The sequence below is a fragment of the Blastococcus saxobsidens DD2 genome (assembly GCF_000284015.1).
Classification (GTDB): Bacteria; Actinomycetota; Actinomycetes; order Mycobacteriales; family Geodermatophilaceae; genus Blastococcus; species Blastococcus saxobsidens_A.
In genome coordinates this window covers 3,926,765-3,949,481 of record NC_016943.1, presented here as the reverse complement: position 1 = coordinate 3,949,481, position 22,717 = coordinate 3,926,765, and the positions used below count along the sequence as shown (strand labels likewise).

Below are 22,717 nucleotides of genomic sequence, written 5' to 3'. Positions count from 1 at the left end.
CGGGCCTGCGCTTGACGATTCCGGCCGCTGCCGCGACCTTTGTCCCCGATGAGTGCCTCGCCGGTCTGCCCCCGTTGCGGCGAGCCGTTGGTCGTCCGCCACGGGTCCGAGGCCGACGCCTGGTGTCACGTGCACGGCGCGGTCACGCCGCTGCACCACACCGCGCTGGTCGCCCACGACGCGATCGCCGCGGTCACCGTCGACGCCCGCGTGCCCGCGTGGGTGCCCGACCCCGTGCCCGCGGGCTGGGCGGTCACGGGCCTGGCGTGGGGTGGTGAGCCGGGAGCGCGGGCGATCGTCGTCGACTGCGCCGGGCCCGCCCCTCTCGGCGGCTCGGCCGAGTTGGTCCTCGTCGCCGAGGAACCCGGTACCGGCGTGGGCTGCGGCTACGCCGGGCTGCCGGGTCTCGACCCCGGGGACGTCATCACCGGGCCGAGCTCCGTCGACGTCAAGGCCGCCGGTCAGCGCGCCCCGCTGTGGGCGGTGCCCACCACCGACGACCGAGCGGCCTTCGTGGGCGAGGCCTACGGCGTCTGGCTGTGGGTGGTCACCTGGCCCATGAACGCCGCCTGGCTGCTGGCCGAGCAGCTGGAGCTGCTCGACCTACGTGATCGCATCTACCCCGACCTGCCGCTCGGGCCGCCCGGGGAGCACCTGATCCCCGGCCGCTGACCGGCCGGCCCGCGGAACGACACCGGCCACGTCATGCGCGGCGCGTCGGCCGGGTGAGCCCTGGGGCCTGTGTTACTCATGGGACGAACGCGTCCGCCGCACCCGGCGGGCTGTCCGTGCAGCTCCGGTCCCCGGCACTGCCTCGCGCACTCACCCCGGAGGTGCGGTGAACCTCAAGAAGGTCCTCACCTGGCTGGTCGTCGCCTTCGTCCTGTTCTACGTGATCCAGGCACCCGAGTCCTCCGCGGAGCTGGTGCGCACCGCGGGGGTGGCGCTCGGCGACGCCGCCTCCTCCCTGGCCCAGTTCGTCGGCTCGCTGGTCTGATCCGGTGGCCGCTCCGGTCGGGCTCCCCGCCCGCGCCGCAAAGGACGTCGAGAAGTACCTGCTCGACGACGAGGACGCGGTGGTGGCGACCCGCCGGCACTGGGCGGTGCTGATCCTGCCGACGGTCACGTTCCTGCCGGTGTTCCTCGCCGGCGGCTGGCTGCTGGTCCTCGACCCGGAGAACCGGGTGACCAGCACCCTCGGCATGCTCGTGGCCCTGGGAGCGCTCCTCACGTACGCCCTGCGGCTCGGCGAGTGGCGGATGCGGCACTTCATCGTCAGCCGGCGCCGGGTGCTGCTGACCTCGGGGGTGATCGTCCGCACCGTCACGCTGCTGCCGTTGCGCCGGATCACCGACCTGACGTGGAAGGAGACCCTGTTCGGCCAGGTGCTGGGGTACGGCACCTTCCGCTTCGAGTCCGCCGGGCAGCAGCAGGCGCTGTCGGAGATCACCTTCCTCCCGCACGCCGGTGCGCTGTACCGGCAGGTGAGCGGCCTGTTGTTCACCAGCGACTGGGGCGGGGCCGCCTCCGGGGGTGACGACGAGGGCAACCCGGAGTCGCCGTCCGGTGGGCCCGTCGCCACCGGGGGCCGGAGGGACACGGAGCCGATCCCGGGCCTGCCGCCGCGCAAGCCGTGAGCGGGGACCGGCCGCCGGGGGTGGACCGCGGCGGTCTGGGGCAGGCTGACCGGTGATGCGGATCGACCTGCACACCCACTCCTCGGTGTCCGACGGCACCGACAGCCCCGGCGAGCTCCTCGCGACCGCCCGTGCCGCGGGGCTGGACGTCGTCGCCCTGACCGACCACGACACCACCGCCGGGTGGGCCGCGGCGGAGGCGGCGCGCCCTGGCGGCCTGACGGTGGTCCCCGGCATGGAGCTGTCCTGCCGGTGGTTCCCCGCCGACGAGCCGCCGATCAGCGTGCACCTGCTCGGCTACCTGTTCGACCCGTTGCACCCGGCCTTCGCCGCCGAGCGCGCCCGGCTGCGGGACGAGCGGCTGAGCCGCGCCGAGCGGATCGTGGAGGCGCTGGCCGCGGACGGGTACCCGGTCGGCTGGGCCGAGCTGGTGGCGCACGCCGACGGCGGGGTCGTCGGCCGCCCGCACATCGCCGGTGCCCTGGTGCGCGGTGGCGTCGTCGGGTCGGTGGAGGAGGCCTTCACGACGCTGCTGCACCACCGGAGCCCGTACTACGTGGCGAAGGCCGACACCGACGTCCGCCAGGGCATCGCGCTGGTGCGCGCGGCCGGTGGCGTGCCGGTCTTCGCGCACGGGCTGGCCACCAAGCGCGGCCGGGTCGTCGGCGACGACGCGGTGGCCGCCATGGCCGAGGCGGGGCTGCTCGGGCTGGAGGTCGACCATCCCGATCACAGCCAGGCGGAACGCGTCCACCTGCGCGGGCTGGCGGCCGAGCTGGACCTGGTCGTCACCGGCTCCAGCGACTACCACGGGTCGAACAAGACGACGCCGATCGGCGCCTGCACCACCGACCCCGTGCAGTTCGAGCGGCTGCTGGCTGCGGGAACCGGGACGGCGGTCCTGCGGGACTGAGCGGGATCAGCCGGTCGGGACGGTCAGCGGAGCCCGCCGCTCCTTCTCGCTGCTAGGGGAGGTTCAGCTGCCAGGAGACGCCGAAGCGGTCGTTCACCCAGCCGAAGCGGCGGCTGAAGCCGTAGTCGTCCAGCGGCATCAGCACGCCGCCGCCGTCGGAGAGACCCGCGAACAGCCGGTCGAGCTCCTCGGCCGATGCGACGTCGACGAAGATGGAGAACGACGGCGTGAAGCCGAAGGCGTGTACCGGGGGGCTGTCGAAGCAGCGGAACACCTGGCCGGCGATGGAGAAGGTGGCCTGCTGCACCGTGCCCTCCACGCCGGTGCCGTCCGCCCCGAACCGGGTGAGGGTCACGAGCTGGGCGTCGTCGAACAGCGACGTGTAGAGCTCGATCGCGCGCTCTGCGTCGCCCGTGAACATCAGGAAAGGGGTCACCTGCTCCGGCATGGTGGCAGGTTAACCGGGGGTGCCGACAGGCCCGGCCGCGAGAGCGGGCAGCGGAGGACCGGAGCGGAACGACCACCGCGGGAACGGCGACCTCAGGCGGTGAGCTGTGCCGGTCCGGCCACCCGTTCGATGCCGGCCCACACGATCGGCGAACGCCGGGCGGTGCGGGGCAGCCGCAGCGCCGCCTGCCGGAAGGCCCGCAGCGCCCCGGTCGCGGCCGCGTCGGTGAGCGCCAGGCCGGGCAGCGAGTACAGCCGGCGGGCCCACTGCGGCAGCAGCGCGACGGCCAGTACCGCCAGCCCGCCCCACGCCGGCTGGGCGGGGGTGAGGAAGCGCACCCACGTCGGCATCGGCGGCAGCACGATCAGCCGGTAGGCGTCCCGCGCGGCGGACGTGGCGGCCAGCGACGGGCGCATCCGCTCGAAGTAGCCGGCCAGCTCGCCCACCGACGCCGGCACGTCGGCCCGGTCCACCCCCACCAGTTCCGCCGTGGTGACCTGCTCGGCGACGTAGCGGTCGGCGTCGTCATCGGTCAGCACCAGCCCGGCCCGGCGGGCCGTGGTGAGCAGCGAGTCGACCTCGCAGCAGTGCACCCAGAGCAGCAGGTCCGGGTCGTCCACCCGGTACGCCCGTCCGGTGGTCTCCTCGACGGCTCCCAGCCGGCGGTGGATGCCGCGCACGCGGGCCACCGCGCGGACGGCCTCGGTGCGGGTGCCGAAGGTGACGGTGTCGACGTAGGCCGCCGTCCGGATCAGCCGGGGCCACGGGTCGTCCCGGAAGGCTCCCGAGAACCGTGCGACGCCGTCCATCGCGACCGGGTGCAGCGCCTGCAGCAGCAGGGCGCGCAGGCCGCCCACCGAGAAGGACGGGTCGGCATGGATCCGCCATGTCACGCTGTCGGGACCGAAGAACCCGAGGCGGTCCTGCTCGGCGGTCCAGTCCGCCGCTGCGGGCAACGGCGTCATGCCGCGGTCGCCGAGGTCCAGAAGTCGCAGAGCACCTCGAGGGTGCGCGGCGGGTTCTCGACGGCGGGGGAGTGGATCGAGTTGTCGATGACCTCGTGCCGCGCGCCCAGCCGCTCCGCCATGTCGGCCTGCACGTGCGGCAGCCAGGCGTCGTCGGCCTCGCCGTGCGCCACGAGCACGGGTATCCCGGTGGCCTTCAGCTCGTCCACCCGGTCGGGCTCGGCCAGCATGGCGTCGGCCATGCCCCGCAGGCCGGCCGCGGAGTTGCGGAGGAAGCGGCGGGTGTAGAACGCCCGGGTCTCCACCGGGACGGCCTGCGCCTTGGGGTCGGTCATCGACACCTGCTCGAGGGTCTCGTGCACCAGCGGCACCCCGCCGGCGTCCAGCAGCGGCCCCAGGTGGTCCAGCAGCTCCGCGCGGCGCCCGGTGAGCCGGGAGGGGCCCGAGCCGAGCAGCGTGAAGCTGGTGAACAGCTGCGGCTCGGCGAGGACGGCCGCGCGCGTGACCAGCCCGCCGAAGCTGTGGCCGACGAGGTGCAGCGTCTGCCCGGACTCGTCCTGGAGGACCCGTGCGACGGCCACGACGTCACCGGCCAGGATCTCCACGGAGTACTCGGCCTGGTCGTCCGGGCCGGGCGACTCGTACTGCCCGCGCTGGTCCAGCGCCACGACGCGGTAGCCCCTCTCGCACAGCGGCCGCAGGAGGGGCGCGAAGTCCTCCTTGCTGCCGGTGTACCCGGCCACCATCAGCACCGTGCCGCGCTCGGCGTCGCCGCCGGTGTCGAGCGCGGCCAGCGGCCCGGCCCCGCCGGGGAAGGTCCGCGACCCGGCGTCGTGGTGGGCGAGCTGGCGCAGGTCGTCGGGGGCGATGGCGAACGGCACGGACGGGGCATCGGGACCGCCGGGCATGACCATGGATCCCAGTGAACCTCGATCGCGGCGGATGCGCCGCAGCGGGGGGCGGTGGCGCTCAGCCGTAGGCGAGGACCCGGTCGGGCAGGCGGAGGACCACCGTGCGGCCGACGACGGTGGCCGTGCCGCCCGAGGGCAGGCCCGTTCCGGCCGACCGGCCCACCTCGTCGCCGGTGACGGGGTCCCGGTACACGAAGCCGTCGGCCGTGGGCACCGCCAGGACGGGGACGTCGTCCCCGCTGGTGGCCGGTTCTCCGGGCAGCCCGATGGCCGGCACCTCCCACAGCCGTCCCGCCGACGCCGGATCCAGGGCGGTGAGCCTCCCGTCGGCCCGGACCAGGACCGCCCCGTCGGCGGCCTGCAGGTCCGCCGCCCGGTCCCGCCCGGCCTCGAGCGTCGTCAGCAGGCGCCCGTCCGTGGCGGACAGCAACCGGATCTCGGACCCAACCTGCACGCCCACGAGCGAGTCGGCGCCGAGCAGCCGCACGTCCTCGCCGCCGGACGTGAGGACGTCGCGGGTCCAGTGCACCGTGCCGTCGAAGCCGTCCAGCAGCCGTAGCTGTGGTGCGGCTGCCCCCTCGCACTGCTGCAGCACCGCGACCCCCGTGTCACCGGCGTCGGAGCCCAGGAGTTCGCAGCCGTCCGGCGCGGCGTAGCGCCAGCGGGTGTTGTTGCCGGTCGGATCGAGCGTCACCACCCCCGTGGGGCTGTGCGCCAGCACGATCCGGTCGGTGGAGGACAGGGTCGCGTCGGGGCGGAAGTCGACGTTCCGGGTCCACGCGCGCACGCCGGTGCCGGCGTCGAGGGCGACCGCTTCGTCGCACCGGTCCTCGGTGCGGAAGACGGCGACCGCCAGCCCGTCAGTGGCGGTGAGCCCGCACAGCCACGCGTTGTCGCGGGTGTAGTGCCAGGCGGTGTCGCCGGTCGCGGGGTCCAACGCCCGGATGCCGTGGGCGGAGCCGAGCAGCACCCGCCCGCCCTCCACCACGTCCTCCGGCACGGGGCCGCCCGGGGTGGACCACGCTTCGGAGACGGCTCCGGCCGGCGTCCCCTCGGGGACGTCGGCCGGAGGCGCGGTGGTGCTGTCGGTGGCGGCCGCGTCGGAGCCCCGCCAGAGCAGGACGGCGACGACGGCCAGCGCGACGGTGGCCGCCGTCCAGGTCCAGACCCGCAGCGGTGGGCCCTTCATTCCGGCGACCGCCGGGGTCAGTCGCCGGCGGACTCGGCGCCCGAGCCGCTGCCGGAGCCCTCGCCGGAGCTGCCGCGGCCGGCGCCACCACGGCGACGGCGACGCCGACGCGGCTTCGTGCCCTCGCCCGAGCCCTCGGCACCGTCGGCGGCCGGAGCCGCGGACGCCGCGTCGGCCGCGGCGTCGCCGGAGCCGGCACTGCTGCGGGTGCGACGGCGCGGGCGGCTCTTCCCGGCCCCCGCGGGCTTGTCCTCGTCGACCGTTCGGCCGCTCGGGCCGCGGGAGTCGCCGCCGCGGCCGGCCGGGCGGTTGCGCTTCCCGGTCTCGCCGAGGTCCTCGAGGGTCTCGGCCTCCAGACCCTCGCGGGTGCGCTGCGAGCGGGGCAGCCGGCCCCTGGCGCTCTCGGGGACGTCGAGGTCGGTGTAGACCCACGGTGAGGTGGAGTAGGTCTCCGGCGGGTCGTCGAAGCCGAGGTCGAGCGCCTTGTTGATCAGCTGCCACCGGGGGATGTCGTCCCAGTCGACCAGCGTGACCGCGACGCCCGTGCTGCCGGCGCGGCCGGTGCGGCCGATCCGGTGCACGTAGGTCTTCTCGTCCTCGGGGCACTGGTAGTTCACGACGTGGCTGACGCCGGTGACGTCGATGCCGCGGGCGGCGACGTCCGTGGCCACCAGGACGTCGACCTTGCCGCTCCGGAAGGCGCGCAGCGCCTGCTCGCGGGCGCCCTGGCCGAGGTCGCCGTGCACGGCAGCCGCGGCGAACCCGCGATCGACGAGCTCGTCGGCGACCTTCTGCGCGGTGCGCTTGGTGCGGCAGAACACCATGACCAGGCCGCGGTCACGGGACTGCAGGACGCGGGAGAGCAGCTCGGGCTTGTCCAGGTTGTGCGCCCGGTAGATGAACTGCGTCGTCTGCGGGACCGTCGAGCCCTCGTCGTTGCCGTGGGCGCGGATGTGCGTGGGCTGGGTCATGAACGACCGGGACAACGTCACGATCGGGCCGGGCATCGTCGCGGAGAAGAGCATCGTCTGCCGCTTCTCCGGGACCATCGCGAGGATCCGCTCGATGTCGGGCAGGAAGCCCAGGTCGAGCATCTCGTCGGCCTCGTCCAGGACGAGGACCTTCACCTTGCCCAGGATCAGGTCGCCCCGCTGGGCCAGGTCCAGCAGTCGCCCGGGCGTGCCGACGACGATCTCGACGCCCTTCTGCAGCGACTCGACCTGCGGCTCGAACGCGCGCCCGCCGTAGATGGCCTGCACGCGGATGCCCCGCTTGGCGCCGGCGGCGCCCAGGTCGCGCGAGACCTGCACGCACAGCTCACGGGTGGGGACGACGACCAGCGCCTGCGGCACCCCGTCGCCGCTCTCGGCCGGCGGGCTGACCCGCTGCAGCATCGGGACGCCGAAGCCCAGCGTCTTGCCGGTGCCGGTGCGCGCCTGACCGATGAGGTCGTTGCCCGCCAGGGCCAGCGGGAGGGTCAGCTCCTGGATGGCGAAGGTGCGGTGGATGCCGACCTCGGCCAGGGCGGCCACGATGTCGGGGTGGACGTCGAAGTCGCTGAACAGCGGGCTGTCGGGGGCCACGGGGGCGCCGCCGAGCTCCTCGACGGCCTGCTCGAGCTCCTCGGGAGCGGGGGCGCCGGTCTCGGCCCGGTCGAGCTCGGGGGCGGCGGTGTCGGTGGTGTTCGTGTCGGTGGAGGTCAGTGCTCTCGCCTCTGGTCGGCTGGGGGACCGGCTCCGGCGGCGGTGCCGCCTCGCGCCTGTCCGCGGTCGGATGTCGCGGGATGAGTTCCAGCGCCGACTCGGCCAGCAGACCGGGCGTCGAACACGTCCGGGGACGGCCCCAGGGGCGTCGTCCAGCGGTCGTCAGCGCACAGATACACGAGCGCGCCCGGAGGCACGCCGATTCCCATGCTAGCGCGGGCAGCGGTTAGCCTCTCGGCGGCGCGCTCCCTGCCGTCGGTCGGATCACTCCTCCGGGGGCACGCGTGCCCCGCCGCCGAGCCTCAGGAGATGCCGTGCCCCCGGTCCCCCACACGGCGGTCGCCGACCTGCTGGGCGCGCTGGCCTACGCCGAGCTCACCGCCTTCGACCGGCTGGCGGAGGACGCCCGCATGGCGCCGACGCTCACCGGCCGCGCCTCGCTGGCCCGCATGGCCGCGGCCGAGATCGCCCACCACGTGCAGCTGAGCGCCCGGCTGACCGAGCTCGGTGTCGACCCGGCCGCTGCCATGGCCCCGTTCGTGTCGGCCCTGGACACCTTCCACGAGAGCACCCGGCCCAGCACCTGGCTGGAGGGGCTGGTGAAGGCCTACGTCGGCGACGGGCTGGCCACCGACTTCTACCGGGAGATCGCCGGCTTCCTCCCCGAGCCCGACCGCAGCCTGGTGCTGGACGTGCTCGCCGACACCGGCCACGCCGACTTCGCCGTCCGCGAGGTCCGCGCGGCGATCGCCGCCGACCGGAAGGTCGCCGGCCGGCTGGCGCTGTGGGGACGGCGGCTCGTCGGCGAGGCGATGACGCGCTCGCAGGCGGTCATCGCCGAGCACGACCGGCTCGCGGACCTCATCGTCTCCGGCACCGGCGACCTCTCGGGGATCGGCCGGCTGATCGAACGCATCACCGACGCCCACACCGAGCGGATGAAGGCGCTGGGGCTGAACCCATGACGCGATGACACTGCGGTCCTCCGGACCGCACCGCGGGCTATGACGTCGCGGTCCTCCGGACCGCACCGCGATCAACGGCCGTTCCCCTGCTGCGTGGAGCCGATCCGTCGCCCCGCGTGGGGAGCCTCCGGCCCCGCCCCGCGAGGCGACCCTCACAGGGCGCCTCGAGTCTGGATACGCGAACGGGGCGCCACCGCAGCTGCGGTGACGCCCCGTCGTGCTGTGCGCTGGCTCAGCCGGTGGCGCCACCGGCGATGAAGCCGACGCGACGCTGGTCGGCCTGCGCGATCTCCACGTAGGCGATGCGGTCGACGGGGACGAGAACCTGACGGCCCCGCTCGTCGACCAGGGTGAGCAGGCCGTCCTTGGTCGAGCCCGACATGGCCTTGGCCACCTCGGCCGCGATCTCGTCGGGGGACTTGGGGCTGTCGATGACCAGCTCCTTGGGCGAGTGCTGGACGCCGATCTTGACTTCCACGTAGGCGATGCCTCCTCGGTTCGCGCGACTGTCCCCAACGCTAGTCCAGAGGGCGGCGGCGGGACCGGCCGAGCGGGTGCGCCGTCAGCGAACGCCGCCTCAGACTCAGGACGGGAGCGGATCGCCGTCCACGCGGGGGAAACCGGAGATGCCACGCCAGGCCAGCGCGGACATCAGCGCGACCGCCTCGTCCCGCGAGACGGTGCCCTTGCGGGGCAGCCACCAGCGGGCGCTGCTCTCGGCCAGGCCGGACAGGCCGGACGCCAGCAGCAGCGCGCGCTCGGGGTCGGCGCCGGTGTCGGCGGCGATGACGCCGGCGATCGCTTCGACGCACACCCGCGTGCCGCGGTCGACGATCGCCCGGACGTCGTCGTCGTTGCGCAGGTCGGACTCGAAGACGAGACGGAAGGCCTCGCCGTCGGCGTCGATGAAGTCGAAGTAGGCGCCGACGGCGGCGTCGACCCGGGCGCGGTTGTCATCGGTGCCGCCCATCGCCGCGGCCACCCGGTCGGCCAGCCCGGAGACGTGCTCCTCCAGCAGCGCCAGGTACAGCTCCCGCTTGCCGGGGAAGTGCTGGTACAGCACCGGCTTGCTGACGCCGGCGCGGACGGCGATGTCGTCCATGGCGGCGGCGTGGAAGCCCTGCGCGACGAAGACGTCCTGCGCGGCCCGGAGCAGCTGGAGTCGACGGGCGCCGCGCGGCAGTCGGGACGTGCGCCGGCCGGCCGCGGCGGGGAGTGAGGGCTGCATGGCAGGGGAGATGCTACCGACGGGTCCGGGCCCCGCAGCACACGTGCCATGCAGCGTTACGGTCGGGGCGATGTCCGACGCCCCGCTGTCGCCGACCCCGCTGCCACCGCTGGACGCCGCGCTGCCGCCCTGGCCGGGCGAGGAGGTCCCCGTCCGCGGGGGAGCGCTCTTCGTCCGGCGGACCCCGTGGCGGGGGCCGGTCGAGGGGGAGTCGGCCGACGGCGCGCCGCGGGAGCGGGCGCTGTACGTGCACGGGCTCGGCGGCGCCTCCACCAACTGGACCGATCTGGCCGCGCTGCTCGCCGTCCGCTTCGACGGCTGGGCCGTGGACCTGCCCGGGTTCGGCCGCTCCCAGCCCCCGCCGCGCGGGCGGTACTCCATCCGCGGTCACGTGCGCGCCGTCGTCGACGTCCTCGAGCACGTCGCCGCCGAGCCCGGGGAGGGCTCCGGCCGCCCGGTGCACCTGGTCGGCAACTCCCTCGGCGGACTGGTGAGCCTCCTGGTGGCCGTTTCCCGGCCCGACCTGGTCGCGACCCTCACCCTGGTGTCTCCGGCGATGCCGGTCTACCGCGTCCCGCCGGCGTTCAGCCGGGCGCTGCTGCTGCTCCTGGTGCCCGGGGTGCCCACGCTGGCCGAACGACGGCTGGCGGGCGTGTCCCCCGAGCAGAGCGTCCGGTCGATGGTGCGGGTCTGCTTCGGGAACCCCGACGCGGTCCCCGTCACACGGATCGAGCAGGCGCTGGAGGAGATGCGGGAGCGTGCCGGGCAGCCGTGGGCCGACCGGGCCCTGGCGCGGAGCATGCGCGGGTTGATCACCTCCTACCTCCGCCTGGGTCCGGCCAACGCCTGGCGGGCTGCCCGGGGGCTGCGGATGCCGACCCTCGTGGTGTGGGGCAGCCGCGACCGGCTGGTCGACCCGGCGCTGGCCCCACGGCTGGCCGCGGCCGTGCCGGACAGCCGCCTCCTGGTGATCGAGGGGGTGGGACACGTGGCCATGCTGGAAGCCGCGGAGCCGACCGCCCGGGCGGTGCTGGCGATGGTGGAGGAGGAGGCGGGCCGACCGGACGCCGCTCCTTCCCCGGCTGCTGCCGACACGCCACGCAGCGTGAGACCCTGAGGGACCGGGGGGCGGCGGCGAGGCAGGAGGACGACGGGTGGGCGGACGTCTGACCGATGGCCGCCGGACGGCATCCCAGGATCCGATGGCCGCACGCAGCCGGTTCGTTCCGCCCACCGCCGGCCGCAGCCCTGCGCCGGCCGGCCGGGTCCGCCGGTTCGCCCGGCGCTACGGATGGCGGGCCTACGCCATCCCCTTGCTGGCCCTCGCCACGATCGCCGTCCTCGTCGACCTGGCCGTCAACCCACCCGTGCCGGCGCCGGCGGCGAGCAGCGAGCCCGGTGCGGCGCCACCGTCGGCCATGGAGGTGGCACCGATCCCGCCGGTCCCTCCGGCGGAGCCGGCCGCTCCCGCCGAGGGTGACGCCGGGCCGACGGAGACGGCGCCGCCGGCGACCGTGGAGGAGTACGTCGAGCAGGGCGCGGGCACGCTGTCCGTCGTCGACGGCGGCTCGGACGTGCTCGGCAGCGGAGCGCTGCAGCGCTTCGTCGTCGAGGTGGAGGACGGCATCGGCGTCGACGGCGCCGCGTTCGCCGAGGCCGTGACGACGACCCTCGCCGATCCCCGGTCGTGGGGCAACGGCGGCCGGATGTCCTTCCAGCGGGTCGGCGCGGCGGAGGCCGCGGCCGGCCAGTACGAATTCCGGGTGAGCCTGGTGAGCCCGGGCAGCATGGAGACCTACTGCCCGGGTGTGGGCACCGGCGGCTACACCTCCTGCCGGTACGGCGAGCGTGCGGTCATCAACCTCGCCCGCTGGGCCACGGCGGTCCCGCACTACGACGGCGACCTGGCCACCTACCGGCCGTACGTCATCAACCACGAGGTCGGGCACGCCCTCGGCAACGGGCACCAGCCCTGCCCGGGGCCGGGCCAGCTCGCCCCGGTCATGCAGCAGCAGACGCTCGGGCTCGAGGGCTGCGTGAAGAACGCCTGGCCGTACCCGTAGTCGCCGTCCGGAGCCGACGGAGCGCGCGAGTGCGCAGTTCTGAGCGCGCGAACTGAGCATTCGCGCACACGATCGGGTGCTCCGCCGGCGCGATGGCCGCCGTCCGTCGGGAAGAGGTCGGCCTGGCACGCTGTTGTGCACACGAACGCCGGCCCGCGACGAGGGGCCGCTGTCCGCGACATGAAGGAGCAAGCGTGTCCCTGCCACCCCTGGTGGAGCCCGCGGCCGACCTGTCCATCGACGAGGTCCGCCGGTACAGCCGCCACCTGATCATCCCCGACGTCGGGATGGACGGGCAGAAGCGTCTGAAGAACGCCAAGGTGCTCGCCGTCGGCGCCGGTGGGCTCGGATCGCCGGTGCTCATGTACCTGGCCGCGGCCGGTGTCGGCACGCTCGGCATCGTCGAGTTCGACACCGTCGACGAGTCGAACCTGCAGCGCCAGATCATCCACGGGCAGTCCGACGTGGGCCGGTCGAAGGCCGAGAGCGCGCGCGACTCCATCAAGGAGATCAACCCGCTGATCGACGTCCGCCTGCACGAGACGCGGCTGGACAGCGAAAACGTGCTCGACATCTTCAGCCAGTACGACCTGATCGTCGACGGCACCGACAACTTCGCCACGCGCTACCTGGTCAACGACGCGTGCGTGCTGCTGGACAAGCCCTACGTGTGGGGCTCGATCTACCGGTTCGACGGCCAGGTCTCGGTCTTCTGGAACGAGCACGGCCCCAACTACCGCGACCTCTACCCGGTGCCCCCGCCGCCCGGCATGGTCCCCAGCTGCGCCGAGGGCGGCGTGCTCGGCGTCCTCTGCGCCACGGTCGGCGCCATCCAGGCCACCGAGGCGGTCAAGCTCATCACCGGCATCGGCGAGACGCTGCTCGGCCGGCTCATGGTCTACGACGCCCTGGAGATGACCTTCCGCACGATCAAGGTGCGCAAGGACCCCGAGGGTGAGCCGATCACCGGGCTCATCGACTACGAGGCGTTCTGCGGCGTCGTGTCCGAGGAGGCGCAGGAGGCGGCCGCCGGCTCGACGATCACCGTCGACGAGCTCAAGGACATGATGGACGCCGGCAAGGACTTCGAGCTGATCGACGTCCGAGAGCCGAACGAGTACGAGATCGTCTCGATCCCGGGCGCGAAGCTGATCCCCAAGGACGAGATCCTCTCCGGCCGGGCGCTCGCGTCCCTGCCGCAGGACAGGCCGATCGTCATCCACTGCAAGACCGGCGTCCGTTCCGCCGAGGCGCTGGCCGCGGTCAAGAACGCCGGTTTCAAGGACGCCGTGCACGTCCAGGGCGGCGTGACGGCGTGGGCCACGCGGATCGACAAGGCGTTGCCGACGTACTGATCCGCAGCTGACCTGGGTTGTGCCCGAGGGCCCGGTCGGCCTCTCTCCGGAGAGGCGGGCCGGGCCCTCGGCATGTTCACTTCTCCCATGTCCGACTTCTCGCCCGTGGAGCTCCTCGAGCTCTTCCAGCGTGCCCAGAACCAGTTCACCGACCGGGTCGACGCCGTCGAGCCGGACCGCTGGGAGGACCGGGCGCTGCCGGAGTGGACGGTCGCCGACCTCGTGGCGCACCTGGTCAGCGAGCAGCTGTGGGTGCCGCCGCTGATGGCCGGTGAGCCCTACGCCGAGGGCCGCTTCCCGGACGAGACCGGTGACCTGCTCGGCAACGACCCGTTGCTCGGCTGGGAGTCCGCTGCCGACGGTGCGCTGTCGGCCTTCGCCGAGGACGAGGGCCTGGTGCGGACGGTGCACCTGACCCGGGGGCCCACGCCCAGCTACGAGTACATCTTCGAGATGACCGTCGACCTCACCGTGCACGCCTGGGACCTGGCGCACGCCACCGGCGGCGACACGGAGCTGGACGGCGAGCTGGTGACCGCGGCGCTCGTCTACGCCGAGCGGCTGCCCGAGGACGGCGTCCCGGGTCTGTTCGGTCCGCCGCTGGACGTCTCCGCCGCCGCGGATCCGCAGACGCGGCTGCTGGCGCGGTTCGGCCGCAAGGCGACCTGACCGCGCCGCTCCCGGGACGTCCTCCGGTGGCGGGCGTGTCGCTGTTCCGGATGGGTGCTCGCGGGACGACGCTTGCCATGATCTGCGGGTGGCCCGCCCTCCCTCCGCGAGGGATTTCGCGCAGGACGTCGACGAGGCGGTGTTCGACGCCGTCGAGGACATCCCGCCCGGCCGGGTCAGCACCTACGGTGCGATCGGCCGGCTGATCGGCGTCGGCCCGCGGCGGGTCGCGCGGGCGCTGTCACAGGGCGGGGGAGCGGTGCCCTGGTACCGGGTCGTGCGGGCCGACGGCTCGATGGCCGAGCCGGTACGGGCGCGGCAGGCGGAACTGCTCGCGGCCGAGGGGGTGCCGATGCGCAACGGCCGCGTCGACCTCGCCGCCGTCGTCTGGCCGTGAACGGCCGGGCGGCGCCGGCCGATGTGCGCGGCGAGCTTCAGTTCCCCGCGGAGCTTGCCGATCGTCCCTGCATGAACACGATGGCATGCCGGGCGGTCGCCCAGGCCGGGCTCGTCGCCGGAACCGCCTCCCTGGACGAGGAGCGGGCCTTCCCGCTCCTGCTGGTCGCAGGCTGGCTCACCACGGCGGCCGACCTCATGCTCGAGCAGGCGCTCCTCGACTCGCTGGCCTGATCCGCCCGGCCCACCTGCCGCGTCCGGCGCGGGAACGTCGTACCCCCGTGCTTCCATCGAGGGGTGGCACAGCGCGGGGGTGACGGCAGACCGGTCTACCGGTTGCTGCCCGGTCAGGTGCCGGGCACCACGGCGCCGGTCCTCGACCCGACGCAGCAGGCGGTCGTCGACCATCCCGGTGGCCCGCTGCTGGTCCTGGCCGGTCCCGGCACGGGCAAGACGACGACGATCGTCGAGGCGGTCGCCGGCCGGATCGACGCCGGGATCGACCCCGAGCAGATCCTCGTCCTGACGTTCAGCCGCAAGGCCGCCGCCGAGCTGCGCACCCGCATCACCTCCCGGGTCGCCCGCACCATCCGCGAGCCGCTGGCGCGCACCTTCCACTCCTACGCCTACGGCGTCCTCCGTCGCGCTGCCGTGCTCCGGGGCGATCCGCCGCCGCGGCTGCTCACCTCCGCCGAGCAGGACGCCGTCGTGGCCGAGCTGCTGCGCGGCGACGCCGAGGGCGTCGGCACGGTGCGCTGGCCCGACGACCTCGCACCGGCGCTGGGCACCGAGGGTTTCCGGGCGGAGCTGCGCGAGCTGCTGATGCGTGCCACCGAGCGCGGGGTCGGCTCCGCGCAGCTGGCCGCCTGGGGGCGGGAGACCGGCAACGAGCACTGGGTGCATGCCGCGGCCTTCCAGCAGCAGTACGAGAACGTCAGCGACTTCTGGGTGGCGTCCCGCGGTGACGCATCCGGGTACGACCCGGCCGAGCTGGTCCGCCAGGCCATCCTCGAGCTCAGCGACGACCCCGAGCTGCTGCGCCAGGAGCGGGAGCGCGCCCGCTGGCTGTTCGTCGACGAGTACCAGGACACCGACCCCGCGCAGGTCGAGCTGCTGGAGCTGCTGGCCGGGGGCGGCGCCAACCTGGTGGCCGTCGGTGACCCCGACCAGTCCATCTACGCCTTCCGCGGCGCGGAACCGCGCGGCATCGTGGAGTTCCCCGATCGTTTCCGGCACACCGACGGCCGCCCGGCCGGCCGGCTCTCCCTGGGGGTGTGCCGCCGGTCGGGTGCGGAGCTGCTGCGGGTCAGCCGGCAGGTGGCCGACGGGCTGCCGGGGCCGTGGGAACACCGCCGGCTGGCCGCCGGCGAGGGCACGCCACCCGGCGAGGCCGCGGTGCACGTCTTCGGCTCCACGGCGGTGGAGGCGGCCTACGTCGCCGACGTGCTGCGGCGGGCCCACCTGCTCGACGGCGTCCCGTGGTCGGAGATGGCCGTCGTCGTCCGCACGGCCGCGGTGCTGGGTCCCTTCCGGCGGGCGCTCGCCTCGGCCGGGGTGCCGGTCACCGTCTCCACCGACGACCTGCCGCTGGCCGCCCAGCCCGCGGTGGCCCCCTTCCTCCACACCCTCACGGCATTGCTGCCGGGGCCGGACGGCGAACCGGCCGGCCTCGACGAGCCGGCGGCCGAGGCACTGCTGGCCTCGCCGCTCGGTGGGGCCACCGTGCTGGACCTCCGCCGGCTGCGCCGCGCGGTGCGCATCGCGCTGGCCAGACAGGGCATCGATGCCGCTGAGCGCGGCGCGCCGCTGGCGATGGCGCTGGCCGACGACGCGCTCCTGGAGGCGCTGCCCGAGCACGTCGCCCGCCCGGCGGTGCGGGTGGCCGCGGTGATGGCCGCCGGACGGCTGGCGCTGGCGCTGGACGGCACCGTGGAGGACGTGCTGTGGGCGATGTGGCAGCGCAGCGGGCTGGCGTCACGGTGGGCGCGGGCCAGTGCCGCCGGGGGGCCGCCGGGCGCCGTCGCCGACCGCGATCTCGACGCCGTCGTCGCGCTCTTCGACGCCGCTGCCGGCTTCGTCGACCGGCTGCCCTCGGCCGACGTGCGGGCCTTCGTCGCGCACCTGTCGGCGCAGGAGCTGCCCGGCGACACCGGCGCCGCGCGGGCGGTTCCCGGCGAGACGGTGCGGCTGCTCACCGCGCACGCCGCCAAGGGCCTGGAGTGGGAGCTGGTCTGCGTCTCCGGGGTGCAGGAGGCCGTCTGGCCCGACCTACGGGAACGGGCGTCGCTGCTGGGGGCCGAGGTCCTGGTCGAGAAGGCCGCCGGCATCGACGGTGCCCGTACCGACCGCCGCGCCCTCGCGCTCGCCGAGGAGCGCCGCCTGTTCTACGTCGCCTGCACCCGCGCCCGCCGCCGGCTCCTGGTCACCGCCGTCGAGGGTGCACTCGACGGCGCCGACGCCGGCGCGACCGCCTCCCGGTTCCTGGACCTGGTCGAGCCGCCCCCGGCCGACGGCCGTCCGCTCACCGAGCTGCCGCGGGCGCTGACGCTGTCCGCGCTGGTGGCGGAGCTGCGGCGCGCGCTGACCGATCCGCATACCCCGGCGCCCCGTCGCTCGGCGGCGGCTTCGGTGCTGCGCCGGCTCGCCGACGACGGCGTGCCCGGCGCCGCTCCCGCCCGCTGGTGGGGGCTGGCGCCGCTGTCCGACGACGCCCCGCTGGTGCCGGAGGAGCAGCCGGTGCGGGTGCGGCCCTCCGCCATCGAGACCTTCCAGAAGTGCCCCCTGCGCTGGGTGCTCGGGGCGGTCGGCGCGGAGGCCTCGGCCGACGCCACCCGCACCGTCGGCACGGCGGTGCACGCGGTCGCCCAGCAGGTCGCCGAAGGGCTGCCCGCCACCGACGCACGGGCGGTCCTGGACGCCGAGCTCGACCAGCTCGACCTCGGGCCCGGGTGGGCCGACCAGCGGCAGCGCGTCCAGGCCCAGGACATGCTCGTCCGCTTCCTGCGCTGGCATGCCGCCAACAGCCGGGAGCTCCTCGCCGCCGAGGGCAACGTCGACGTCGTCGTCGGGCGGGCGCGCATCCGCGGTCAGGTGGACCGGCTCGAGCGCGACGCCGAGGGGCGCCTGGTCGTCGTCGACCTCAAGACCGGCAAGACGGCCGTCAGGAACACCGAGGAGCACGGCCAGCTCGCCGCCTACCAGGTGGCCATCGCCGCCGGCGGCTTCGCCGAGCACGGCACCGTGCCGGGTGGCGCCGCCCTGCTGCAGGTGGGTACCGGCGCCAAGGCCAAGGAGCAGCACCAGGAGCCGCTGCCCGCCGACGTCCCGCTGGACCAGACGTGGGCCGGGCAGCTCGTGGCCGAGGTGGGCGACGGCATGGGGGCCGGCACCTTCGAGGTCCGCACCGGCGCCCACTGCTCCCGTTGCCCGGCCCGGCGGAGCTGCCCGCTGCAGGAGCGCGGACGGCAGGTGACCGGATGAGCCGCGGACCCGACGACGGGCAGCTCTCCTTCGACGACCTGCTCGCCGGCACCCCGGCCGAGCAGCCGGCCCCGCGCCGCGTGCTCACCCCGGCCGAGGTCGCCGCGCGCTGCGGGCTCTCCTACGCGCCGTCCGACGAGCAGGCCGGAGTGGTGTCGGCACCGGCCGACCGGCCGCTGGTCGTCGTCGCCGGGGCCGGATCGGGCAAGACGGAGACGATGGCCGCGCGGGTGTCGTACCTGGTGGCCAACCGGATCGTCGAACCCGAGGCGATCCTCGGCCTCACCTTCACCCGCAAGGCCGCCAGCGAGCTCAACGAGCGGATCCGGCTGCGGCTGGGTGCGCTCGCCCGCCACCCGGACACCGAGCCGGACCTACGGGAACGGCTGGCGATCGCCCAGCCCACGGTGGCGACCTACCACGGGTACGCGGCGGCGCTGGTCGCCGAGCACGGGCTCCGGATCGGCATCGAACCCGGCGCGGGCGTCCTCGGCCCGGCCATGTGCTGGGGTCAGGCCACGACGGCGGTGGCCGCCTGGACCGGCGACATGTCCGACGTCCCGCTCTCGCTGCTCACCACCGTCGAGGACGTGCTGGCGCTGGCCGCCGAGATGGGCGAGCACGACGTCACTCCCGCCGCCCTGCGCACCTGGACGGCGCGGCTCGAGCAGCAGATCGCCGGCTACCCCGACGCCCCGAAGAAGAAGGGGGTCTACGCCGCGGTCGCCGAGATGCTCGCCCGGCAGCGGGCCCGGGTGGCGCTGCTGCCGCTGGTCGAGGCGTTCGAGGCGCGCAAGCGGGCGATGGGCTCGATCGACTATGCCGACCAGGTGTCCTACGCCGCGCGGATCGCCGTCGCCTCCCCGGAGGTGGGCCGGCGGGAGCGCACCCGCTGGAAGGTGGTCCTGCTCGACGAGTACCAGGACACCAGCGTCGGCCAGCTGCGGATGCTCGAGGCGCTCTTCGGCGGCGACAGCGGCCACCCGGTGCTGGCCGTCGGCGACCCCCGGCAGTCCATCTACGGGTGGCGCGGAGCGTCGGCCGGCACGATCGAGCGGTTCGCCCGCACCTTCCCCGGCAAGCCGGGCCGCCGGGCCGAGCGGCTGACCCTGGCCACCAGCTGGCGCAACGACGAGGCGGTGCTGGCCGTCGCCAACGCCGTCTCCGGGATGCTGCCGGAGCCGGCCCACCCGCTGCCCGACCTGGCACCGGCGCCCACCGCCGGACGTGGCTCGGTGACCGTCGGGTTGTACGAGACCGTCGCCGACGAGACCGTCGCGCTGGCCGACCGGTTGGCGCAGGCCTGGCATTCAGGACTCGGGGATACCGGTCGTCCCGAGTGGGCCCCGGAGGGGTCCGCGCAGGGACGACGCAGCGGCTCCGCTGAGCACGGGGACGGCACCTGGCCGCGGTGCGGTCGGGAGGACCGCGAGGTGCAGAGCCCGCCGTCGATGGCGGTGCTGGTGCGCACCCGCAAGCAGCTGCCGGGGATCGCCGCGGCGCTGCGCGAGCGCGGGCTGCCCGTCGAGGTGGTGGGCCTCGGCGGGCTGCTCGAGGTGCCCGAGGTCTCCGACGTGGTCGCCACCCTCACCGTGCTCGTCGACCCGACCGCCGGGGACGCCATGGGCCGGCTGCTGACCGGGGCGCGCTGGCGGATCGGCCCGCGTGACCTCGCGGCACTCGAGGCGCGGGCCCGGGCACTGGTGCACTCCCGCAGGCCCGCCCGCCCGGCGGAGGGCGAGCCCGCGGACCCGGCAGCGCCCGAGCCCCCGCAGGAACGCGGCAGCATCGTGGAGGCGCTGGACGACCTCGGGGACGCCGAGCAGTACTCACCCGCCGGCTACCGCCGGCTGCGCCGGCTGGGCGGCGAGCTCGCGTACCTGCGCGGCCGGATCGGGGAGTCGCTGCCCGACCTGGTCGACGAGGTGGCCCGCACGCTGGGGCTGGAGACCGAGCTGGCCAGCGCCCCCGGGGTCAGCCCGGCCGGGGCGCGGGCGCACCTGGATGCGCTGCACGGGGTGGCCGCGGAGTTCACCGAGCTGGCCGAACTGCCGTCGCTGCCGGCGTTCCTGGGATACCTGCGCGACGCCGAGGAGCGGGAGCGCGGTTTGGAGCCGGGGGAGGTGGCGGTCAACCCGGAGGCCGTCCAGCTGCTCACCGGACACTCCGCCAAGGGGCTGGAGTGGGACGTCGTCGCCGTGCCGGGGATGACCGTCGACCAGTTCCCGGCGCGGTCCAACGCCAGCGACTCCTGGATCAAGGACTCGGGCGCCGTCCCGGTCGACCTGCGGCTGACCGACCGCGAGGAGCTGCCCAGGATGCGGCTGCCCGTGCCCGGGTCCGGGGACCAGGCGGTGGTGCGCGATGCGCTGGAGGAGTACGTCGAGGACTGGAAGGACTTCGGCCGGGACGAGGAGATCCGGCTGGGGTACGTCGCCGTCACGCGCGCCAAGCGGCTGCTGCTGTGCTCGGGCAGCTGGTGGCGCGACGGGATCAAGCCGTGCGGGCCGTCGTCCCTGCTGCACACCGCCAAGGAGGCCTGCGAGGCCGGCGCCGGCAGCGTCGTGCACTGGGCGCCCGCACCCGAGGACGGCGCGACCAACCCGGCGCTGGAGGAGTGGCCGGTCGGTCAGTGGCCGGCCGACCCGCTGTCGGAGCCGCGCCGTCGCGCCCTGACCGCGGCGGCCCAGCTGGTCGAGGGCGCCGCGCCGCACCCGCTGGATCCGGAGCTCGCCCTCGGCGAACCGGACGAGCTCGTCGCCTCCTGGGTGCGCGATGCCGACCTGCTGCTCCGCGAACGCGCGGTCGCGGCGAGCCCCACGGTCGAGGTGCCGCTGCCCTCGCACCTGTCGGTCTCGGCGCTGGTCACGTTGCGCCGCGACCCCGGTGAACTGGCCCGGCGGCTGCGCCGCCCGATGCCCGCCGCACCCGCACCACAGGCCCGGCGGGGCACCGCGTTCCACGCCTGGCTGGAGGAGCGGTTCGGTGCCGCGCGGCTGGTCGACCTCGACGAGCTGCCCGGCTCCGGTGACGAGCTGGCTGCGCCCGACGACCAGCTGGAGGAGCTGCGCGCGGCGTTCCTCGGCAGCGAGTGGGCCGACCGCCAGCCGCTCGAGGTCGAGGTGCCGTTCGAGACCCCCCTCGGCCCGCTGACCCTGCGGGGCCGGATCGACGCCGTCTTCCAGCGCGAGGACGGCGGCTACGAGGTCATCGACTGGAAGACCGGGCCACCGCCGACCGGTGGCGACCTCGCCGCGGCGGGGGTGCAGCTGGCCGCCTACCGGCTGGGCTGGTCACGGCTGACCGGGGTGCCGGTCGAGCGGGTCAGCGCCGGCTTCCACCACGTGGCCGCCAAGGAGACGATCCGACCGGTCGACCTCCTGGATGAGGCCGGCCTGCTGGCCCTGGTCACCGGGACGGGCTGACCGAGTTCCCGGGCGCACTTTCACCGGACCGGTGCGGTGAGCCGACGGCCACGCGGTCGCGGCGCCGTCGAACAGGGCGTCGGCAGATGGAGCCCGTGCGCCGCGTCATGGTCGGGTGTCCCTGAAGGCGGCTTCAGAGACACGGCGCCGACGGCACGATGTGCGCAAACGGGCAGTTCTCCATCCAGAAACTGCCCGTCCGCGCACACTGTTCGGCTGCCGGAAGGCCGTTGCGGCCATCGTCCCTGAACGGGCCGCTCAGGGACACGAGAGCCGACTCCCCGTAGGCGGCTTCGCGACACCTGTCGAGCGAGGCTCGCAGCCAGCTCCGGGCTGGCCGATCCTCTCGAGACGACACGCTCGACCCAGGATCGTTCGCTGCAACATCCTGAGTCAGCGGACCGTGACCGTTCGCACCGCATCCCGTCCCGCTGGACGAGGATGGCGCCATGGAGATACTGAGCAGCCGCATCCTGCTGCGACCGTCGGATCCGCGACGCTCACAGTCCTTCTATCGCGACGTCCTCGGGCTGGCGGTATATCGCGAGTTCGGCCCAGCGGAGCAGCCGGGAGTGGTCTTCTTCCTGGGGAGCGGGCTGCTGGAGGTGTCCGGTCAGTCACAGCAGAGCTCTCCGGGCCTGGCACTGTGGCTGCAGGTCCGTGACGTCGCCGCTGAGCACCATCGACTTGCGGCGGCCGACGTGACCGTCACACAGCCGCCCCGGCTGGAGCCATGGGGGCTGGTCGAGATGTGGATCGAAGATCCCGACGGCGTTCGGATTGCTCTGGTCGAGGTCCCCGACGACCATCCCCTGCGTCGGGACCAGCGCTGAGTCAGCGCCCAGGACGCGGCTGGTGACATCTCCGACGGCGAAGCTCCACAGGCGTGCGTGGGCCGACCTGGCTGTCCTCGAGTGGGCCGCTCAGGATCACGGGCCACTGCCACACCCGGCGCGTGCTGTCTGCGAGTGCGCAAACCGTTCCCCGTTCGGCGCGCTGCGACGGGGTTGTCATGCCGGGGACCGGCTCCGCCCGCGCTTCGCGGTCTCCCTCAGACGGGGGCTTGCACGATCAGAGGTGCGGCGACATACCCGACACCGCCCCCATCGTCGTCGTCGGGATCACCGCAGGCGGCCAGTCCCAGGGTGACGAGGGTCAGCACGGTGACCAACGAGGTCCGCTGATGCATAGGACCGCGACGGGCAGCATGCAGCATCCATGGGTTCGACAGTTTCCTGACCACGGGTTCCTCCTCCGGCAAGGGGTGAGAGCAACAGCATGCTCCGTGCCGGAACCGCGCGCATCGGCCACGCGGGGGACTCCCGCGGAACGTCAAGGCGCCTGGACGGCGCTTCCGCCGGAACGTCCCG

General features: G+C 74.5%; 22 protein-coding genes. 14 read left to right on the top strand and 8 right to left on the bottom strand.

From position 1 onward, the window contains the following. Positions 1-48: 48 nt before the first annotated feature. The 4 genes from BLASA_RS18675 (at position 49) to BLASA_RS18665 (ending at position 2,550) form a co-directional block, all read left to right on the top strand. Positions 49-672: a DUF6758 family protein gene (locus tag BLASA_RS18675; RefSeq protein WP_041775847.1), complete on the top strand. Its 624-nt coding sequence runs from the start codon at positions 49-51 to the stop codon at positions 670-672. Between the two features lie 166 nt (positions 673-838). Then, positions 839-997 (top strand): hypothetical protein, encoded by a 159-nt coding sequence (locus tag BLASA_RS25220; RefSeq protein ID WP_014377785.1) that lies wholly within the window; start codon positions 839-841, stop codon positions 995-997. A gap of 4 nt (positions 998-1,001) precedes the next feature. Then, positions 1,002-1,637, top strand: a complete 636-nt coding sequence (locus BLASA_RS18670; RefSeq protein WP_014377784.1) for a PH domain-containing protein — start codon at positions 1,002-1,004, stop codon at positions 1,635-1,637. Between the two features lie 55 nt (positions 1,638-1,692). Then, complete coding sequence (locus BLASA_RS18665) at positions 1,693-2,550, top strand: PHP domain-containing protein (protein WP_014377783.1); 858 nt, start codon at positions 1,693-1,695, stop codon at positions 2,548-2,550. A 52-nt stretch (positions 2,551-2,602) separates the two neighbouring features. Here BLASA_RS18665 and BLASA_RS18660 read toward each other — a convergent pair whose 3' ends face one another. From BLASA_RS18660 to BLASA_RS18640, 5 genes are all read right to left on the bottom strand, one after another. Continuing rightward, complete coding sequence (locus tag BLASA_RS18660; protein ID WP_014377782.1) at positions 2,603-2,998, bottom strand: VOC family protein; 396 nt, start codon at positions 2,996-2,998, stop codon at positions 2,603-2,605. A 92-nt stretch (positions 2,999-3,090) separates the two neighbouring features. After that, entirely contained in the window at positions 3,091-3,963 is an 873-nt protein-coding gene (locus BLASA_RS18655) for an oxygenase MpaB family protein (protein WP_014377781.1), read from the bottom strand. Continuing rightward, positions 3,960-4,877, bottom strand: coding sequence for an alpha/beta fold hydrolase (locus tag BLASA_RS18650; RefSeq protein WP_014377780.1), 918 nt, complete (start codon positions 4,875-4,877; stop codon positions 3,960-3,962). Before BLASA_RS18650 ends, BLASA_RS18655 begins: the two co-directional genes overlap by 4 nt. A gap of 55 nt (positions 4,878-4,932) precedes the next feature. Next, complete coding sequence (locus tag BLASA_RS18645) at positions 4,933-6,063, bottom strand: PQQ-binding-like beta-propeller repeat protein (RefSeq protein WP_014377779.1); 1,131 nt, start codon at positions 6,061-6,063, stop codon at positions 4,933-4,935. Positions 6,064-6,080: 17 nt separating this feature from the next. After that, complete coding sequence (locus tag BLASA_RS18640; RefSeq protein WP_014377778.1) at positions 6,081-7,646, bottom strand: DEAD/DEAH box helicase; 1,566 nt, start codon at positions 7,644-7,646, stop codon at positions 6,081-6,083. Positions 7,647-8,080: 434 nt separating this feature from the next. Between BLASA_RS18640 and BLASA_RS18635 the strand changes: the two genes are divergently transcribed. After that, the gene (locus BLASA_RS18635) at positions 8,081-8,731 is read left to right on the top strand and encodes a ferritin-like fold-containing protein (protein ID WP_014377776.1); all 651 of its coding nucleotides are present in this window, start codon (positions 8,081-8,083) and stop codon (positions 8,729-8,731) included. 232 nt (positions 8,732-8,963) lie between these two features. On the opposite strand, the gene BLASA_RS18630 is transcribed toward BLASA_RS18635, so the two are convergent. Continuing rightward, positions 8,964-9,209, bottom strand: a complete 246-nt coding sequence (locus BLASA_RS18630; RefSeq protein WP_014377775.1) for a DUF3107 domain-containing protein — start codon at positions 9,207-9,209, stop codon at positions 8,964-8,966. Between the two features lie 105 nt (positions 9,210-9,314). Then, entirely contained in the window at positions 9,315-9,959 is a 645-nt protein-coding gene (locus BLASA_RS18625; RefSeq protein ID WP_014377774.1) for a TetR/AcrR family transcriptional regulator, read from the bottom strand. Positions 9,960-10,029: 70 nt separating this feature from the next. On the opposite strand from BLASA_RS18625, the gene BLASA_RS18620 reads away from it, so the two are divergent. From BLASA_RS18620 to BLASA_RS18580, 9 genes are all read left to right on the top strand, one after another. Then, complete coding sequence (locus BLASA_RS18620; protein WP_014377773.1) at positions 10,030-11,076, top strand: alpha/beta fold hydrolase; 1,047 nt, start codon at positions 10,030-10,032, stop codon at positions 11,074-11,076. Between the two features lie 85 nt (positions 11,077-11,161). Then, entirely contained in the window at positions 11,162-12,022 is an 861-nt protein-coding gene (locus tag BLASA_RS18615) for a DUF3152 domain-containing protein (RefSeq protein ID WP_014377772.1), read from the top strand. 194 nt (positions 12,023-12,216) lie between these two features. Continuing rightward, a complete protein-coding gene (gene moeZ / locus BLASA_RS18610; protein WP_014377771.1) occupies positions 12,217-13,377 on the top strand; it encodes an adenylyltransferase/sulfurtransferase MoeZ in 1,161 nt (386 codons plus the stop codon). Between the two features lie 87 nt (positions 13,378-13,464). Continuing rightward, positions 13,465-14,046: a TIGR03086 family metal-binding protein gene (locus tag BLASA_RS18605; RefSeq protein ID WP_014377770.1), complete on the top strand. Its 582-nt coding sequence runs from the start codon at positions 13,465-13,467 to the stop codon at positions 14,044-14,046. Between the two features lie 88 nt (positions 14,047-14,134). Then, complete coding sequence (locus BLASA_RS18600; RefSeq protein ID WP_014377769.1) at positions 14,135-14,443, top strand: MGMT family protein; 309 nt, start codon at positions 14,135-14,137, stop codon at positions 14,441-14,443. Between the two features lie 71 nt (positions 14,444-14,514). Continuing rightward, positions 14,515-14,676 (top strand): hypothetical protein, encoded by a 162-nt coding sequence (locus tag BLASA_RS18595; protein ID WP_166486591.1) that lies wholly within the window; start codon positions 14,515-14,517, stop codon positions 14,674-14,676. 63 nt (positions 14,677-14,739) lie between these two features. Further along, a complete protein-coding gene (locus BLASA_RS18590) occupies positions 14,740-17,922 on the top strand; it encodes an ATP-dependent helicase (protein ID WP_166486590.1) in 3,183 nt (1,060 codons plus the stop codon). After that, the gene (locus BLASA_RS26360) at positions 17,919-21,347 is read left to right on the top strand and encodes an ATP-dependent helicase (RefSeq protein ID WP_014377766.1); all 3,429 of its coding nucleotides are present in this window, start codon (positions 17,919-17,921) and stop codon (positions 21,345-21,347) included. Before BLASA_RS18590 ends, BLASA_RS26360 begins: the two co-directional genes overlap by 4 nt. A 449-nt stretch (positions 21,348-21,796) precedes the next feature. Continuing rightward, positions 21,797-22,180: a VOC family protein gene (locus tag BLASA_RS18580; protein ID WP_014377765.1), complete on the top strand. Its 384-nt coding sequence runs from the start codon at positions 21,797-21,799 to the stop codon at positions 22,178-22,180. Positions 22,181-22,398: 218 nt separating this feature from the next. Here the strand turns inward: BLASA_RS18580 and BLASA_RS25215 are convergent, their stop codons facing one another. Beyond that, positions 22,399-22,590 carry a hypothetical protein gene (locus BLASA_RS25215; protein WP_014377763.1) on the bottom strand — a complete coding sequence of 64 codons (192 nt, stop codon included), beginning with the start codon at positions 22,588-22,590 and terminating at the stop codon, positions 22,399-22,401. Positions 22,591-22,717 lie beyond the last annotated feature (127 nt).